Here is a 15,176-nt window from a genome sequence, read left to right as displayed (position 1 = left end):
GTCCCATCACCACCGGAGTCAGCGTGCCAGGCCCGTCAGCCTGCTGCTGAGCCGCGGCGCGCCGCCGAGCCGGTCAGCGCCGGGGAGATCAGCTGCCCGAGCCGTTCAGGTCGATCTTGCAGGTGTCCTTCGCCTGCTTGCTGATCGCGTCCATGGCGGGCTTGATCTTGTCGCCGTCGCTCTTCGCCAGCTCCATCAGCTTGTTGGTGTCACCCTTCGCCTTCTGCGCCTTGTCGGCGTAGTCGATGACAACCTTCCAGTCGTCCTTCAGGTCGTCCGGCGCCGACTTCGACACCGTCTTGGCCTTGTCCAGCATCTTGCCGACGGCGTCGGCGTTCTTGATGTCCAGGTCCTTGGCCGAGTCGACGTAACCCTTCAGGTTGTCGCAGTAGTTGCCGCCCGAGCAGGCCGTCAGGGCGCCAACACTCATCGTCACAACGGCCGCGAGGGCTGCCAGCTTCCGCATCGTGTTCCTTCACTTGGTCGCGCGGGAAGCCCGTTGCTCCCCGTCCGCCGACACCTTTCCGAACGCCGGGGTCATCGCGAGCTCCGGCGCGCCGTGAAGAACATCGCACGGCTCGACTGGAACCGGCTTGTGATCTGCCGCGTCGCGTCCGAAGGAGATCGCCACGGCGTTCGCGGACACGATCACCAGGATCGCCACCCAGTCCAGGAGCTCCAGGCGCTGATGCAGTACGACCAGTCCGACGAGCGCGGCCAGTACGGGGTTGACGCTCATGAACACCCCGAAGAACTGAGCCGGTACGCGGCGCAACGTCAACAGATCAAGGAGGAAGGGCACCGCCGACGACATCAGGCCGGCCACCAGCGCGTACGAGACCGCGGCGATCGTCGGCGGGTGATGCAGCAACACGACCACGCCGACCGGCACGTACGCGAGTCCGGACAACCCGGCCGCTACGGCCGAACCGGTTGCGCCGGGCAACTCTCTTCCGACCGTACGGTTGAGCAGGATGTAGAACGCCCAGCAGACCGCGGCGAGCAGGCCGAGGCCGATGCCGAGGTAGTCGGTCGTGGCTTGCGGGCGGGTCAGGAGGATGACCGCCGGGGCGGCCGCGAGTGCGCAGATCAGGTCGAGGGCACGGCGGGAGGCCAGGAGCGCGACCGAGAGTGGTCCGAGAAACTCGAGCGTGACGGCGAGGCCGAGGCCGACGCGGTCGATGGAGGTGTAGAGGGACAGGTTCATGACCGCGAAGACCATCGCGAGGCCGATCACCGGTCGCCACTGCCGGGCCGTGATCGCTCGGACTCGCGGACGGCCGACCGCGAACAGTACGAGGGCAGCGACCCACTGCCGGATCGCGACTACGCCCGCCGGACCGATCACCGGGAACGCCAGCGCCGCGACGGACGCGCCTATCTGCGTCGACAGCCCGCTCCCGAGCATCATCGCCACGCCGGCCAGCCGATTTCGCCTCACGATCACCAGGTTCGGCCCGGCGGTGAGATCCGCACAATGCATCGACCGGCGGATCTATACGCTGGAGTCATGGATATCCGGCAGCTGCGGTGCCTGGTGGAGATCGTGGACTCCGGTACGTTCACCGATGCCGGGATCGCGCTGGGTGTTTCGCAGGCGGCGGTATCGCGCAACTTGCTGGCCCTGGAGCGCGAGCTCGGCGTCCGGCTGCTGCACCGGACAAGCCGATCGCTGACACCGACCGCGGCGGGCGTACGGGTGCTGGCGCGGGCGCGGCACATCCTCGCGGAGCTCGACGAACTGGTCACCGAAGCGACCACCGGTCACACCCGGCTGCGGGTCGGGCACGCGTGGTCGGCGTTCGGCAGTCATACGCGCGAATTCCAGCGGCGGTGGGCGGCCGCGCATGCGGGGGTCGAGCTGCAGCTGATCCGCACCAACACGACGACGGGTGGGCTGGCCGAAGGGTTGTGCGATCTCGCCGTCGTGCGTACGCAGCTCGAGCTGAAACGGTTCGGGCATGTGTTGCTGACGCGCGAGCGGCGGTACTGCGCGGTGCCGGCGGACGATCCACTCGCGCGCAAACGGGGACTGGCACTGGAGCAGCTGCGGGACCGTACGCTCGTGATCGATCGGCGTACGGGGAGCACGACCGCTGACCTTTGGCCGGCGGATGCACGACCGGTGATCGAGTACACGCAGGACGTGGACGACTGGCTGGCGGCGATCGCGTCAGGCCGATGCGTCGGGGTGACCCCGGAGGCGACCACCACCCAGTACCGCCGCGACGGCGTGACCTACCGCCCGCTACGAGACGCGCCACCGGTCGACGTACACCTCATCTGGCCCCACGACGACCCACATCCAGCGACCCAGTCGGCCGTGCGGTTACTCGCGGAGCTCTACCGGGACTCAAGCAGCCCGAGCAGGTGACGCCGGTCCGCGGTGCGATGCAGGACGTTCCGTACCTGATCGATCCCACCGACAGGCCAGCGACCGGCGAGCCGGCGCACCTCCGGATCCTCGATGCCGACCGCCAGCACACCCGGAAAGTCCCCCCAGACAACTTCAAACGGCCGCCCCCACAACCGCTCCACACCCAGCTCCACCGGCGCGGTGATCCCCAGCTGGTTGTGCAACTCCCCCACCGCCCGGTACGCCCCGGCGAGCGCTGCCTCGCGCTCCTGCCAGGTCGTCGACCGCAGCACGGCTTGGAGCAGCGGCCCGATCGCGGGACCACAGCTCAGTCGGCCGAAGGCGGTTCCGAACCACTTGGAGTACGGCGCGTAGGTCCGCTCGATCAGAAAGCACAGTCGCATCAGGTCCTGCACGAGCTGAGCACCGATCAAGGCCGAACCCACCTCGTCACCGACAAAGCCGGTGCGCCCGACGAGGTTCATTTCCGGGTGTACGCGCCACCATGCGGCGATCATCAGGTAATGCCAGACGTCATCCGGGTAGTACGCCAACCGATCGCGTACGCCCTGCAGCCCGATGTCGTCGTGAAACACCGCGCCCGCAGTCATCATCAACAGGTTCTGCTCGGGAAAGGTCAGCCACTCCCCCGCGGTCGGCTCCTGCTCCACATCCCAGCCAAGCTGCTGCTGGAAGTACGCGCCGACCGTGTGCATCTCGACGTACGCCGCGCGGCCCTCGAACTCGCCGGGGATATCGGGTTGAAGCTCAACGCCGTCCGGTACGAACAACTGCACGCGTGCTTCGCAGTTGTGATCGGTCGACATGGCGTCGTCGTACCCGAGCACCTCTGAGCCTCGGCCCAGGACTGCTGCGCCGTGCGGCACGTTGATGGCGTGCCGCACGACGTCTTCGTAGAAGCGCCGACATATCCCCAGACCCGTGAGCATCCGGAGAGGGTAGCTTGGTCAGTAGCCCAGGACCGTGCGGTAGGCGTCGTTGGTGCGGGTGGCTGCTTGCCGGAGGGCGGTGGGGTTGGGGCCGGCGGCGAGGATTTCTCGGGAGCTGGCGGGGACTACGTTGCGGACGGCGGCGCCGAAGACCTTGGTGAGGCTCTCGGGGGTGCCGCCTTGGGCGCCTAGGCCGGGGGCTAGCAATGGGCCGTGGATGTCCAGGTTTTCGGTGGTCGAACTGATGGTGGCGCCAACGACCGCGCCGAAGGAACCCAGGTCGTCCGTGTCGGCGTTCAGCTCCCGGAGACCGTCGAGGACGGCGCCGGCGACCGTGGGGCCGTCGGTGGTGCGGGCGGACTGGAACTGCGGGCCCTCGGGGTTCGACGTGAGGGCCAGTACGAACAGCCCGGCGCCCGCCGCGCGGGCCTCGTCGATGGCAGGTTGCAGCGAACCGAAGCCGAGGTACGGGCTGACCGTCAGCGCGTCGCAGGCGAGCGGGCCCTTCTCCGCCAGGTACGCCGACGCGTACCCGGCCATCGTCGTACCGATGTCACCGCGCTTCGCGTCGATGATCACCAGCGCGCCGGCCTCGCGCAGCTGGATCGTGGCCTGTTCGAGGACCGCGATCCCGGCCGAGCCGAAGCGCTCGAAGAACGCGGACTGCGGCTTGAACACCGCGACCTGGTCGGCAAGCGCGTCGACCACTCCGTACGTGAAGGCGGCGAGGCCCTCGGCCGTGTCCGGCAGGTCCCAGGCGTCCAGCAGGTGCGCGTGCGGGTCGATGCCGACGCAGAGCGGACCACGGGTGTCCATCGCCGCCCGCAGCCGCGCGCCGAACGGTTTGTTGTTGCTCATGGCAAGCTCCTGTTGAGTTGGCGGATCAGGCCGGGGCCGCGGTAGATCAGCCCGCTGTACACCTGGACGAGACTGGCGCCGGCGTCGAACAGCCGGGTCGCGTCGGACGGTTCGAGAATGCCGCCGACGCCGATCACCGGCAGCGCTCCCCCGGTCTCCGCGTGGATGTGGGCGACCACCTTGGCCGAGATCTCGGCGAGCGGGCGGCCGGACAGGCCGCCGGTCTCGCCGGCTCGTGGATGGCCGGTGACGCCGGGGCGGCCGATGGTGGTGTTGGTGGCGATGATGCCGGCGACGCCGATGTCGGTACAGACCTGCAGCAGCTCGTCGATCGCCGACGTGGTGAGATCGGGAGCGATCTTCACCAGGATCGGTTTCGGTGCGAGTCCGGACACGCTCAGCGTGGCGGACTCGGCGTGCAGGGCAGTGAGCAGTTCGCGGAGGTGGCCGGCGTCCTGGAGTTCGCGGAGTCCGGGAGTGTTCGGGGACGAGACGTTCACCGCGAAGTAGTCGCCGTGGCGGTACAGGCGGCGGAAGGACGTCACGTAGTCCTTGACCGCGTCTTCCAAGGGGGTGACCTTCGACTTGCCGATCGAGATACCGAGCGGGTAGCCGAGGTCGCCGTACGCCGCCAGCCGGTCGGCGAGGGCCGCGCTGCCGAGGTTGTTGAAGCCCATCCGGTTGATGACGGCTTCGTGCTCGACCAGGCGGAACAGCCGCGGTTTCTCGTTACCGGGCTGCGGTTGCGCGGTGACGGTGCCGACTTCCACGAACCCGAACCCGATCGCGGGCCAGGCGCGCAGGGCGACCCCGTTCTTGTCCATCCCCGCCGCCAGCCCTACCGGAGACGGAAAACGCACACCAAAAACCGTACGACCCGAGGCGCCCCCGAACAGGCGGGCGCCTGCGCGGGGTGCTGCTGGGATTTGGCCGAGGAGGTGGAGGGCCTTGAGGGTTTGCTCGTGGGCGATCTCGGCGTCGCCTTTGCCGAGGCGGTACAGGAGCGGCCGGAGCACTCGTTCGTACGCCGACCGCTTCCGCACTGTCCGCACTGCCTGCTCAGGCACCGTTGATCCTCGTCACCCAGTCCTGGAGCGAGCGGACGCCGATGTCCCCGGAGCGCTGGGCCTCGATGCCCTGAACCGCGGCGGCCAGGCCCTGGACCGTGGTGATGCACGGGATGTTGCGCGCCACCGCGGCACTCCGGATCTCGTACCCGTCGAGCCGGGGTGAACCGCCCTGGGTGATCCCGATCGGCGTGTTGACGATCAGGTTCAGCTCACCGTCCTGGACCATCTGGACGATCGTCGGCTCACCGTTCGGACCAGGCCCCTGGCTGCTCTTCCGGACCGTGACCGCCTCGACCCCGTTCCGCCGGAGTACGTCCGCGGTGCCTTCGGTCGCGTAGATCTGGAAGCCGAGGTCGGCGAGCCGCTTGACCGGGAAGATCATGTGCCGCTTGTCCCGGTTCGCGACCGAGACGAACACCTTCCCGGCGCCCGGCAGCGGCTGCGACGCCCCGGCCTGCGACTTCGCGAACGCGGTACCGAACGTGTCGTCGATGCCCATCACCTCGCCGGTGGAGCGCATCTCCGGCCCGAGCACGGTGTCCACGGACGTACCGTCGATGGTCCGGAACCGGTTGAACGGCATCACCGCTTCCTTCACCGCGATCGGCGTCGTCGGCGGCAGCGTGCCACCGTCGCCGGCGGCCGGCAGCATCCCTTCGGTCCGCAGCTCGGCGATGGTCGCGCCGAGCATCACCCGGGCGGCGGCCTTCGCCAGCGGCGTCGCGGTCGCCTTCGAAACGAACGGGACGGTACGGGACGCCCGCGGGTTCGCCTCCAGTACGTACAGCACGTCGCCCGCGAGCGCGTACTGCACGTTCAGCAGGCCGCGTACGCCGACGCCGCGCGCGATCGCCTCGGTGGAGCGGCGGATGTTCTCGATGTCCGCGTTCCCGAGCGTGATCGGCGGCAGCGCGCAGGACGAGTCACCGGAGTGCACGCCGGCCTCCTCGATGTGCTCCATCACGCCACCGAGGAACAGCTCGTTGCCGTCGAACAGACCGTCGACGTCGATCTCGACCGCGTCGTCGAGGAACCGGTCGATCAGCACCGGGTGCTCGAACGCCTCACCGCCGCCGAGCCGTTCCAGCGCCGCGCTCAGCTCGGCCGGGCTGTACACGATCTCCATCCCGCGGCCACCCAGCACGTACGAGGGCCGGACCAGCACCGGGAAGCCGATCTCCTCGGCGATCAGATGCGCCTCGCCGGGCGACAGCGCCGTCCCGTGCTTGGGCGCCGGCAGCGCGGCGTCCGCGAGCACCTTGCCGAACGCGCCACGCTCCTCGGCCAGGTGGATCGCCTCCGGCGAGGTCCCGACGATCGGTACGCCCGCGTCGGCGAGCCGCTGCGCCAGGCCGAGCGGGGTCTGACCGCCCAGCTGGACGATGACTCCGGCGACCGGGCCGGCCTGCAGCTCGGCGTACACGATCTCGAGTACGTCCTCGCAGGTGAGCGGCTCGAAGTAGAGCCGGTCGGAGGTGTCGTAGTCGGTCGAGACCGTCTCCGGGTTGCAGTTCACCATGATCGTGCAGTAACCGGCCTCGCGCAGCGCCATCGACGCGTGCACGCAGGAGTAGTCGAACTCGATCCCCTGCCCGATCCGGTTCGGTCCCGAGCCGAGGATCAGGACGGCCGGCTCGGTGCGCGGCGCGACCTCGGACTCCTCGTCGTAGGACGAGTAGTGGTACGGCGTCTCCGCCTTGAACTCGGCCGCGCAGGTGTCGACCGTCTTGTAGACCGGCCGGATGCCGAGCGCCTGCCGGACGCCCCGGACGACGTCCTCGGTCAGGTCGCGGATCTCGGCCAGTTGCAGGTCGGAGAACCCGTGCCGCTTGGCCAGCTTGATCACGTCCGGCGTCAGCCGGGGCGCGGCGGCCACCTGCAGCGCGGTCTCGTGGATCAGGAACAGCTGGTCCACGAACCACGGGTCGATCTTGGTCGCGGCGAAGATCTGCTCCGGCGTCGCGCCGGCCCGGATCGCGTCCATGACGAGCCGCAGCCGGCCGTCCCGCGGCGTCTTGATTGCCTCCAGCAACGGGCTGAGCTCGGCCGGCGGACCGGCCCAGGAGAACCGCGCCTCCGGCTTCTCCAGCGACCGGAGCGCCTTCTGCAGCGCCTCGGTGTAGTTCCGGCCGATGGCCATCGCCTCGCCGACGCTCTTCATGTGCGTGGTCAGCGTCGAGTCCGCGGCCGGGAACTTCTCGAACGCGAACCGCGGCACCTTCACCACCACGTAGTCCAGCGTCGGCTCGAAGCTGGCCGGCGTCTGCCGGGTGATGTCGTTCGGGATCTCGTCCAGCGTGTACCCGATCGCCACCTTCGCGGCGATCTTCGCGATCGGGAAGCCGGTCGCCTTCGACGCCAGCGCCGAGGACCGGGACACCCGCGGGTTCATCTCGATCACGATCAGCCGGCCGTCCGCCGGGTTCACCGCGAACTGGATGTTGCAGCCGCCGGTGTCCACCCCGACCTCGCGGATGATGCCGATGGCCAGATCCCGCATCACCTGGTACTCACGGTCGGTCAGCGTCATCGCCGGCGCGACCGTGATCGAGTCACCGGTGTGTACGCCCATCGGGTCGACGTTCTCGATCGAGCAGATGATCACGACGTTGTCGGCCTTGTCGCGCATCACCTCCAGCTCGTACTCCTTCCAGCCGAGAATCGACTCCTCGATCAGGACCTCGGTGGTCGGGCTGGCATGGAGTCCGGCGCCGGCGATCCGGCGCAGGTCGGCCTCGTCGTACGCCATCCCGCTGCCGACGCCACCCATCGTGAACGACGGCCGCACCACCAGCGGGTAGCCGAGCTGCCCGGCGGCACCCATCACGTCGTCGATCGTGTGGCAGATCACCGACCGGGCGACCGAGGCGCCGAGCTTCTCGACGATGTGCTTGAAGGACTCCCGGTTCTCGCCGCGCTGGATCGCGTCGACCGAGGCACCGATCAGCTCCACGCCGTACTTCTCCAGCACGCCGTTCTCGTGCAGGGCGATCGCCGCGTTCAGCGCGGTCTGGCCGCCGAGGGTGGCGAGCAGCGCGTTCGGGCGCTCCTTCTCGATCACCTTCTCGACGTACTCGGGCGTGATCGGCTCGACGTACGTCGCGTCGGCGAACTCCGGGTCGGTCATGATCGTGGCCGGGTTGGAGTTCACCAGGACGACGCGGAAGCCTTCCTCCCGCAGTACCCGGCAGGCCTGCGTACCGGAGTAGTCGAACTCGCAGGCCTGGCCGATCACGATCGGGCCGGAGCCGATCACCAGCACCGACTCGATGTCTGTGCGCCGCGGCATCAGTTCCGTCCTTCCATGAGTTCTGCAAACCGATCGAACAGGTACGCCGAGTCGTGCGGGCCGGCCGCCGCCTCGGGGTGGTACTGCACCGAGAAGGCAAGCACGCGGCCGTCGCGACCGGTGAGCTTGAGCCCCTCGACCACGTTGTCGTTCAGCGACACGTGCGAGACCTCAGCGGTGCCGTACGGCGTCTCCACCGGTCCGTCCAGCGGTGCGTCCACAGCGCTGCGCTGATTTTCGCGGCCTGGCCAGGCAACCGCGAAGCCATGGTTCTGCGCGGTGATCTCGACCTTGCCGGTCGCGCGGTCGAGCACCGGCTGGTTGATACCGCGGTGCCCGTACTTCAGCTTGAACGTGCCCAGGCCGAGCGCCCGGCCGAACACCTGGTTGCCGAAGCAGATCCCGAAGTACGGCTTGCCCTGCTCCAGCAGCTGCTTGAGCAGCGTGGTCGGGTGCTCGGTGGTCTCCGGGTCGCCCGGGCCGTTGCTCATGAAGATGCCGTCCGGGTTCACCGCCAGCACCTCCTCCAGCGAAGCGGTGGCCGGCAGTACGTGCACCTCGATGCCCCGCTCGGCCATCCGCTTCGGGGTCATCGACTTGATCCCCAGGTCGAGCGCGACCACGGTGAACCGCTTCGCGCCCTCGGCCGGTACGACGTACGCGTCCGCGGTGGTGACCTGCTCGGCGAGATCGGCGCCGGCCATCGCGGGCTGCTCGAGCACCTTCTTCAGCAGCTCGGCCGGGTCCAGGATCTCGGTCGAGATCCCGGCCCGCATCGCGCCGCGTTCGCGCAGGTGCCGAGTCAGGGCGCGGGTGTCGATCCCGGCGATGCCGACGATCCCCTGCGCCTGCAGCTGGTCGTCGAGCGAGCGGGTGGCGCGCCAGTTCGACGGCACCCGGGCCGGATCCCGGACGACGTACCCGGCGACCCAGATCTTCCGCGACTCGTCGTCCTCGTCGTTGATCCCGGTGTTCCCGATGTGCGGCGCGGTCTGGGTGACGATCTGCCGGTGGTACGACGGGTCGGTCAGTGTCTCCTGGTAACCGGTCATCCCGGTGGTGAACACCGCCTCGCCGAACGTTTCTCCGGTCGCCCCGTACGACGTGCCGGTGAACGACCGGCCGTCCTCGAGGACGAGCAGCGCTGGCTGGCTCATTGTGCTCCGATCAAGGTCGAGATGGATGCGGTCAGGGCGGCGGTGTCGGCCTTGCGACGCGGGCGGAACCCGGTGTCGAGCTGGTGGCCGTCATGGGTCCAGGTGACCACCACCAGGCCGGACTTCTCCGCGGTCACCTTGCCGGCGATGCCACGGTCGGTCCGGACCCCGGTGAGGTGGTCCGCGGGGATGAACACGTCCGCCGCGCCCTGCCGGTGGAAGATCAGGCCGTCCGCGCTGACGGCCAGGTCCGCGATGCTGCGGACACCAAGTTCATGTACGGCGATCCGGTCCATCCAGTCGCCGGCGGCGGTGGTCGCGACGTACACGCCCTCTGTACCGCGCGTTGTGTCCTCGGGCACCGCGGGCAGCGGCGCGAGGTCGGCCTGCCGGGACTGGCGGTTGCGCCAGCCCCGGAACATGCCGAAGTAGGCAGCTGCCAGTACCAGCAGCGTGCCAAGAATGCCCAGCGCGGCCTTCACTGGGCCAGCTCACCATTCAGTACGGTCGGCACTCCACGCAGGAAGGTCGCGACGACCTTGCCGGGCAGCGTCATCCCCTCGAAGGGCGTGTTCCGCGACAGCGACACCGACGCGTCCGGTACGACGGTCTGCTCGACCGTGGGGTCGTAGAGCACGATGTTCGCCGGTGCGCCCGCTTCGAGCGGCCGTCCGTGGTCGGAGGCCTGCCCGATCGCGGCCGGCCGGTAGCTCATCCGGTCCGCGACGTCGGCCCAGGTGAGCAGCTTGGTGTCGATCATGGCGTGCTGGACGACGCTCAGCGCGGTCTCCAGGCCGGTCATCCCGAACGCGGCCGCGCTCCACTCGCAGTCCTTGTCCTCGACCGGGTGCGGCGCGTGGTCGGTGGCGACGATGTCGATCGTGCCGTCGGCCAGCCCTTCCCGGACCGCCTCGACGTCGGCCTTCGTACGCAGCGGCGGGTTGACCTTGTAGACCGGGTTGTACGAGGCGGCAAGGTCCTCGGTCAGCAGCAGGTGGTGCGGCGTGACCTCGGCCGTCACCTCCAGGCCGCGTCGCTTGGCCGCGCGGACGATCTCCACCGAACCCTTCGTGGACAGGTGGCAGACGTGCAGCTTCGACCCGACGTGCGCGTTCAGCAGGATGTCGCGGGCGATGATCGCTTCCTCGGCGACACTCGGCCAGCCGGTCAGTCCGAGTACGCCGGAGAGCGCGCCTTCGTTCATCTGCGCGCCCTGGGTCAACCGCGGCTCCTGCGCGTGCTGGGCAATCACACCGTCGAACGCCTTCACGTACTCCAAGGCGCGGCGCATCAGCGCGGCGTCCCAGACACAGTCGCCGTCGTCGGAGAACACCCGGACCCGGGCCGCCGAGTCCGCCATCGCGCCGAGCTCGGCCAGCTGCGTACCCTGCCGGCCGACGGTGACCGCGCCGATCGGGTACACGTCGGCGTACCCGGCGTCGCGGCCGAGGCGCCAGACCTGCTCGACCACGCCGGCGGTGTCCGCGACCGGGTCGGTGTTGGCCATCGCGAACACCGCGGTGAAACCGCCCTTGGCGGCCGCGCGGGTGCCGGTGAAGACCGTCTCGGCGTCCTCCCGGCCGGGCTCCCGCAGGTGGGTGTGCAGGTCGACCAGCCCGGGCAGGGCGACCAGCCCGGTGGCGTCGATCGTGGTGGCGTCCGCGGGCGCGTCCAGGTTGGTGCCGGTGGCAACGATCTCGCCGTTGCCGATCAGCAGGTCCGCCACCTCACCGCCAACGAGCCTGGCACCGGTGATCAAGTAAGCGGTCATGCGGTTGCTTCTCCTTCGTTGCTTCCGGACAGCAGCAGGTACAGGACGGCCATCCGGATCGCGACGCCGTTGGTGACCTGTTCGACGATCACCGACCGGGTCGAGTCCGCGACCTCGGCGCTGATCTCCATGCCGCGGTTCATCGGGCCGGGGTGCAGCACGATCGCCTCGTCGGGCAGCTGCGCCATCCGGTTCTTGTCCAGGCCGTACCGGCGGGTGTACTCGCGGGCGCTCGGGAAGAACGCGTCGTTCATCCGCTCCCGCTGCACTCGCAGCATCATCACCGCGTCGCTCTTCGGCAGCGCCGAGTCCAGGTCGTACGAGGTGGCGCACGGCCAGCTGCTCATGTCGACCGGCAGCAACGTCGGCGGTGCGACCACCGTGACGTCCGCGCCCAGCGTGGCCAGCAGCAGTACGTTCGAGCGGGCGACCCGCGAGTGCAGGACGTCGCCGACGATCGTGATCCGGCGACCCTCCAGCGAGCCGAGGTGGCGACGCATGGTGAACGCGTCCAGCAGCGCCTGGGTCGGATGCTCGTGGGTGCCGTCGCCGGCGTTCACGACCGAGCCGGTCAGCCAGCCGGACGAGGCGAGCAGGTGCGGCGCGCCGGACGAGCCGTGCCGGCAGACCACCCCGTCGGCGCCCATCGCCTGCAACGTCAGCGCGGTGTCCTTGAGGCTCTCGCCCTTGCTGACGCTCGAACCCTTGGCGGAGAAGTTGATCACGTCCGCCGACAGCCGCTTGGCGGCGGCCTCGAACGAGATCCGGGTCCGGGTGGAGTCCTCGAAGAACAGGTTCACCACGGTCCGGCCGCGCAGCGCGGGCAGCTTCTTGATCGGGCGGTCGGCCAGCGAGCGCATCTCCTCGGCGGTGTCGAGGATGTGTTGCGCCTCGTCGCGGCTCAGGTCGGCCGCGCTCAGCAGGTGCTTCATCAGCCCTGCACCCCCTTGTCGGCGATCAGGACGGCGTCCTCGCCGTCGAACTCGGTCAGGTGCACGGTGACCCGCTCCACCAGCGAGGTGGGCAGGTTCTTACCGACGTAGTCGGCGCGGATCGGCAGCTCGCGGTGGCCGCGGTCGACCAGGACCGCGAGCTGGACCGCGCGCGGCCGGCCGAGGTCGCCGAGCGCGTCCAGCGCGGCGCGGATGGTGCGGCCGGAGAAGAGCACGTCGTCGACCAGGACGACGACCTTGCCGTCGATCCCGTCCGCCGGGATGTCGGTGTGCTCAAGACCACGCGGCGGTTTGAGGCCGATGTCGTCCCGGTACATGGTCACATCGAGTGATCCAGTGGGTACGCTCTGCCCCTCGACCGCTTGGATGCGGGCGGAGACGCGCTGGGCCAGCGGGACCCCGCGGGTGGGGATGCCGAGCAGGACGACCGGGTCGGCGCCGCGGTTCCGCTCGAGGATCTCGTGGGCGATCCGGGTCAGTGCCCGGGAAATGTCGGAAGCGTCGAGGACCTCACGGCTGCCGCGTACGGACGGCCGGGTGACCTCGGGTTGCGCTGCGCTCTGGGCAGGGCTCATCGCTACCGTTCCTCCTTTCCTGCCTCTCTGGACAGGTCTTTAAAGGACGTTCGGACCGCTTGACATGGTAGCGGATGTGACACGCCGTCTTGACTCTGGCCTCCCGCCCGGAATATTGTTACTCTGTGTAATCGATGGAGGGAAGGGTAATCGAGGGGGGTTTAGCGTCCCGGCCCGTTCCGGAGGGCCGGACATGACAGGAAACTAGTCGGAGGGAAGAACCAGCGTGCCTAGCGAATACGCGAAGACACTGGGTGGCAAGTTGCGCGCCATCCGCCAGCAGCAAGGGTTGTCGCTGCATGGCGTAGAAGAGAAGTCCAAGGGTCGCTGGAAGGCGGTCGTCGTCGGCTCGTACGAGCGTGGCGATCGAGCCGTCACTGTCCAGAAGCTCGCCGAGCTCGCCGATTTCTACGGCGTGCCGATCCGGGAGCTGCTGCCAGGCTCCGCCAGCGCGGCCGCCGCGGCTGCCGCTCCGCCCCGGTTGATCCTCGACCTGGAGGCCCTGCAACACCTCGACGCGAGCGAGGCGGGTCCGCTGACGCGGTACGCCGCCACGATCCAGGCTCAGCGCGGGGACTACAACGGAAAGGTGCTGTCGATCCGTCAGGACGACATGCGGACCCTCGCGGTGATCTACGACGAGTCGCCGACGACGCTGACCGAACGCTTCATCTCCTGGGGTGTCCTGAACCCAGAGGCGAAGGGTGACGTCGAGGAGTCGTCCGAGGCCGCCGGCGCCTGACGGAGGTACTAGACGGTCGGGGCTTGTAGCAGCTGGCCCGCGGCCGCCCGCCTTCGTCGGACATCAGTTACACGGGGACGAAATGCCGGCCCGGGACCGTATCGAGACGGTCACCGGGCCTGAGATCCACTGAGATTCAAACAACCTGAGGTTCAGGAGAGGGCTCGCCCCCCTCGTTCCTCGGCGCAGTGCTCCTCAGCCGCGCGGCGCTCTTTCAGCCGCCGAGGGTGGGCTTCAACTGCAGCAGCCGGGCCAGCAGGCCGTTCACGAACGTCGGGGACTCGTCGGTCGACAGGTCCCGCGCCAGCGCCACGGCTTCGCTCACCGCCACCACGTCCGGCACCTGGTCGTCGAACAGCAGCTCGTAGGTGCCGATCCGGAGAATGTTCCGGTCCACCGCGGGCATCCGGTCCAGGCTCCAGCCGACCGAATGCGTCTCGAGCAGCTCGTCGATCTGCGCGCTGTGCTTCGCGACTCCCTCGACCAGCGCCACCGTGAACTCGTTCACCGGCGGGTCGTTGTCGGCCACCCGGTCGGCCAGGGTGCCGCCGACCGGCAGCCCCCTGACCTCTGACTCGAACAGCACGTCCAGTGCGCGCTTGCGGGCCTTGCTACGGGCAGACATGTTCGGTTGTCAGCTTTCCGGTGCTCAGGAGGTGACGCGACCGAGGTAGTCACCCGTACGGGTGTCGACCTTGACCTTCTCGCCGGTGGTCAGGAACAGCGGGACCTGAATGTCGTACCCGGTCTCCAGCCGCGCGGGCTTGGTGCCGCCGCTGGACCGGTCGCCCTGCAGACCCGGCTCGGTGTACTCGACCAGGAGCTCGACCGAGGCCGGCAGCTCGACGTACAGCGGGAGGTCCTCGTGCACGGCGACGATCGCGTCCTGGTTCTCCAGCAGGAAGTGCGAGGCCTCACCGACCACGTCGGGCTGGATCTGGAGCTGCTCGTACGTCGACTTGTCCATGAACACGTACGCGACGCCGTCGTTGTACAGGTACGTCATGTCGCGCTTGTCGACGGTGGCGATGTCCACCTTCACGTCGGCGTTGAAGGTCTTGTCCACCACCTTGCCGGACAGCACGTTCTTCAGCTTGGTGCGGACGACGGCGCCGCCCTTGCCCGGCTTGTGATGCTGGAACCAGACGACGGACCACAGCTGCCCGTCCAGGTCGAGCACCATGCCGTTCTTGAGGTCGTTCGTCGTTGCCACGCGGGTAAGCCCTTCGAAATCGATCAGCGGTCAGAGGGCGTCTGAGGACTCTGCGCCGTAGCGAGCAGGTGCTCGGTGCGGTAGCTCGGCGCGCGGGGGCGAAGGGTTCGATGCGGAGCATCGTGCCCTTCGCTCACGTGCGGCGAGGTGCCGTGCCGAGTACCGCGCAGTAGGTGCAGGGTCCTCAGATGCCCTCTTACACGAGATTGTAGCGGCCGGAGGCCCGTTCCTCCGATTCGCTC

Annotated in this window: 15 protein-coding genes; 2 read left to right on the top strand and 13 right to left on the bottom strand. The window is 68.8% G+C overall.

The annotated features are described in order from the left end of the window. Positions 1–88: 88 nt before the first annotated feature. Both HDA44_RS05025 and HDA44_RS05020 read right to left on the bottom strand, forming a co-directional pair. Positions 89–466, bottom strand: a complete 378-nt coding sequence (locus HDA44_RS05025) for a hypothetical protein (RefSeq protein WP_238352361.1) — start codon at positions 464–466, stop codon at positions 89–91. A 9-nt stretch (positions 467–475) separates the two neighbouring features. Continuing rightward, positions 476–1,441 carry an EamA family transporter gene (locus tag HDA44_RS05020; RefSeq protein ID WP_337905640.1) on the bottom strand — a complete coding sequence of 322 codons (966 nt, stop codon included), beginning with the start codon at positions 1,439–1,441 and terminating at the stop codon, positions 476–478. A gap of 69 nt (positions 1,442–1,510) precedes the next feature. Between HDA44_RS05020 and HDA44_RS05015 the strand changes: the two genes are divergently transcribed. After that, positions 1,511–2,374 (top strand): LysR family transcriptional regulator, encoded by an 864-nt coding sequence (locus HDA44_RS05015; protein WP_184831741.1) that lies wholly within the window; start codon positions 1,511–1,513, stop codon positions 2,372–2,374. Here the strand turns inward: HDA44_RS05015 and HDA44_RS05010 are convergent. From HDA44_RS05010 to pyrR, 9 genes are read right to left on the bottom strand one after another with little or no spacing between them, the layout of a single operon-like run. Then, positions 2,344–3,306: a DUF4037 domain-containing protein gene (locus HDA44_RS05010; RefSeq protein WP_184831739.1), complete on the bottom strand. Its 963-nt coding sequence runs from the start codon at positions 3,304–3,306 to the stop codon at positions 2,344–2,346. The two genes, HDA44_RS05015 and HDA44_RS05010, sit on opposite strands and share 31 nt — an antisense overlap. An 18-nt stretch (positions 3,307–3,324) precedes the next feature. Further along, positions 3,325–4,164, bottom strand: a complete 840-nt coding sequence (pyrF, locus tag HDA44_RS05005) for an orotidine-5'-phosphate decarboxylase (RefSeq protein WP_184831737.1) — start codon at positions 4,162–4,164, stop codon at positions 3,325–3,327. Next, entirely contained in the window at positions 4,161–5,231 is a 1,071-nt protein-coding gene (locus tag HDA44_RS05000) for a quinone-dependent dihydroorotate dehydrogenase (RefSeq protein WP_337905638.1), read from the bottom strand. Before HDA44_RS05000 ends, pyrF begins: the two co-directional genes overlap by 4 nt. After that, the gene (gene carB, locus HDA44_RS04995; RefSeq protein ID WP_184831735.1) at positions 5,224–8,523 is read right to left on the bottom strand and encodes a carbamoyl-phosphate synthase large subunit; all 3,300 of its coding nucleotides are present in this window, start codon (positions 8,521–8,523) and stop codon (positions 5,224–5,226) included. Before carB ends, HDA44_RS05000 begins: the two co-directional genes overlap by 8 nt. Then, positions 8,523–9,680 (bottom strand): glutamine-hydrolyzing carbamoyl-phosphate synthase small subunit, encoded by a 1,158-nt coding sequence (carA, locus tag HDA44_RS04990; protein ID WP_184831734.1) that lies wholly within the window; start codon positions 9,678–9,680, stop codon positions 8,523–8,525. Before carA ends, carB begins: the two co-directional genes overlap by 1 nt. Then, a complete protein-coding gene (locus HDA44_RS04985) occupies positions 9,677–10,162 on the bottom strand; it encodes a PH-like domain-containing protein (RefSeq protein WP_184831733.1) in 486 nt (161 codons plus the stop codon). Before HDA44_RS04985 ends, carA begins: the two co-directional genes overlap by 4 nt. After that, on the bottom strand, positions 10,159–11,451 hold the full coding sequence (locus HDA44_RS04980; protein ID WP_184831732.1) for a dihydroorotase: 1,293 nt from the start codon (positions 11,449–11,451) through the stop codon (positions 10,159–10,161). The genes HDA44_RS04985 and HDA44_RS04980 overlap by 4 nt, the downstream gene beginning before the upstream one ends. Further along, on the bottom strand, positions 11,448–12,383 hold the full coding sequence (locus HDA44_RS04975; RefSeq protein WP_202887172.1) for an aspartate carbamoyltransferase catalytic subunit: 936 nt from the start codon (positions 12,381–12,383) through the stop codon (positions 11,448–11,450). Before HDA44_RS04975 ends, HDA44_RS04980 begins: the two co-directional genes overlap by 4 nt. Further along, positions 12,383–12,979: a bifunctional pyr operon transcriptional regulator/uracil phosphoribosyltransferase PyrR gene (gene pyrR / locus HDA44_RS04970; protein ID WP_184831731.1), complete on the bottom strand. Its 597-nt coding sequence runs from the start codon at positions 12,977–12,979 to the stop codon at positions 12,383–12,385. Before pyrR ends, HDA44_RS04975 begins: the two co-directional genes overlap by 1 nt. A 226-nt stretch (positions 12,980–13,205) precedes the next feature. Here pyrR and bldD point away from each other — a divergent pair, with 226 nt between their 5' ends. Next, positions 13,206–13,721, top strand: coding sequence for a transcriptional regulator BldD (gene bldD / locus HDA44_RS04965; RefSeq protein ID WP_130388461.1), 516 nt, complete (start codon positions 13,206–13,208; stop codon positions 13,719–13,721). Between the two features lie 214 nt (positions 13,722–13,935). On the opposite strand, the gene nusB is transcribed toward bldD, so the two are convergent. Next, positions 13,936–14,346, bottom strand: coding sequence for a transcription antitermination factor NusB (nusB, locus tag HDA44_RS04960; RefSeq protein WP_184831730.1), 411 nt, complete (start codon positions 14,344–14,346; stop codon positions 13,936–13,938). Between the two features lie 24 nt (positions 14,347–14,370). Beyond that, entirely contained in the window at positions 14,371–14,934 is a 564-nt protein-coding gene (gene efp, locus HDA44_RS04955) for an elongation factor P (RefSeq protein WP_184831728.1), read from the bottom strand. Positions 14,935–15,176: the final 242 nt, after the last annotated feature.

This window comes from Kribbella solani (genome assembly GCF_014205295.1).
GTDB classification, from domain to species: Bacteria; Actinomycetota; Actinomycetes; order Propionibacteriales; family Kribbellaceae; genus Kribbella; species Kribbella solani.
Note: the sequence above shows the minus strand (reverse complement) of the source record. Positions and strands in the feature narration are given on the sequence as shown.

Bases quoted from the DNA above. Each gene is read 5' to 3' on its own strand.
- pyrF (WP_184831737.1), bottom strand. From the start codon at position 4,164: ATGAGCAACAACAAACCGTTCGGCGCGCGGCTGCGGGCGGCGATGGAC.
- HDA44_RS04980 (WP_184831732.1), bottom strand. From the start codon at position 11,451: ATGACCGCTTACTTGATCACCGGTGCCAGGCTCGTTGGCGGTGAGGTG.
- carB (WP_184831735.1), bottom strand. From the start codon at position 8,523: ATGCCGCGGCGCACAGACATCGAGTCGGTGCTGGTGATCGGCTCCGGC.
- HDA44_RS04975 (WP_202887172.1), bottom strand. From the start codon at position 12,383: ATGAAGCACCTGCTGAGCGCGGCCGACCTGAGCCGCGACGAGGCGCAA.
- HDA44_RS05015 (WP_184831741.1), top strand. From the start codon at position 1,511: ATGGATATCCGGCAGCTGCGGTGCCTGGTGGAGATCGTGGACTCCGGT.
- pyrR (WP_184831731.1), bottom strand. From the start codon at position 12,979: ATGAGCCCTGCCCAGAGCGCAGCGCAACCCGAGGTCACCCGGCCGTCC.
- HDA44_RS05010 (WP_184831739.1), bottom strand. From the start codon at position 3,306: ATGCTCACGGGTCTGGGGATATGTCGGCGCTTCTACGAAGACGTCGTG.
- carA (WP_184831734.1), bottom strand. From the start codon at position 9,680: ATGAGCCAGCCAGCGCTGCTCGTCCTCGAGGACGGCCGGTCGTTCACC.
- nusB (WP_184831730.1), bottom strand. From the start codon at position 14,346: ATGTCTGCCCGTAGCAAGGCCCGCAAGCGCGCACTGGACGTGCTGTTC.
- HDA44_RS05025 (WP_238352361.1), bottom strand. From the start codon at position 466: ATGCGGAAGCTGGCAGCCCTCGCGGCCGTTGTGACGATGAGTGTTGGC.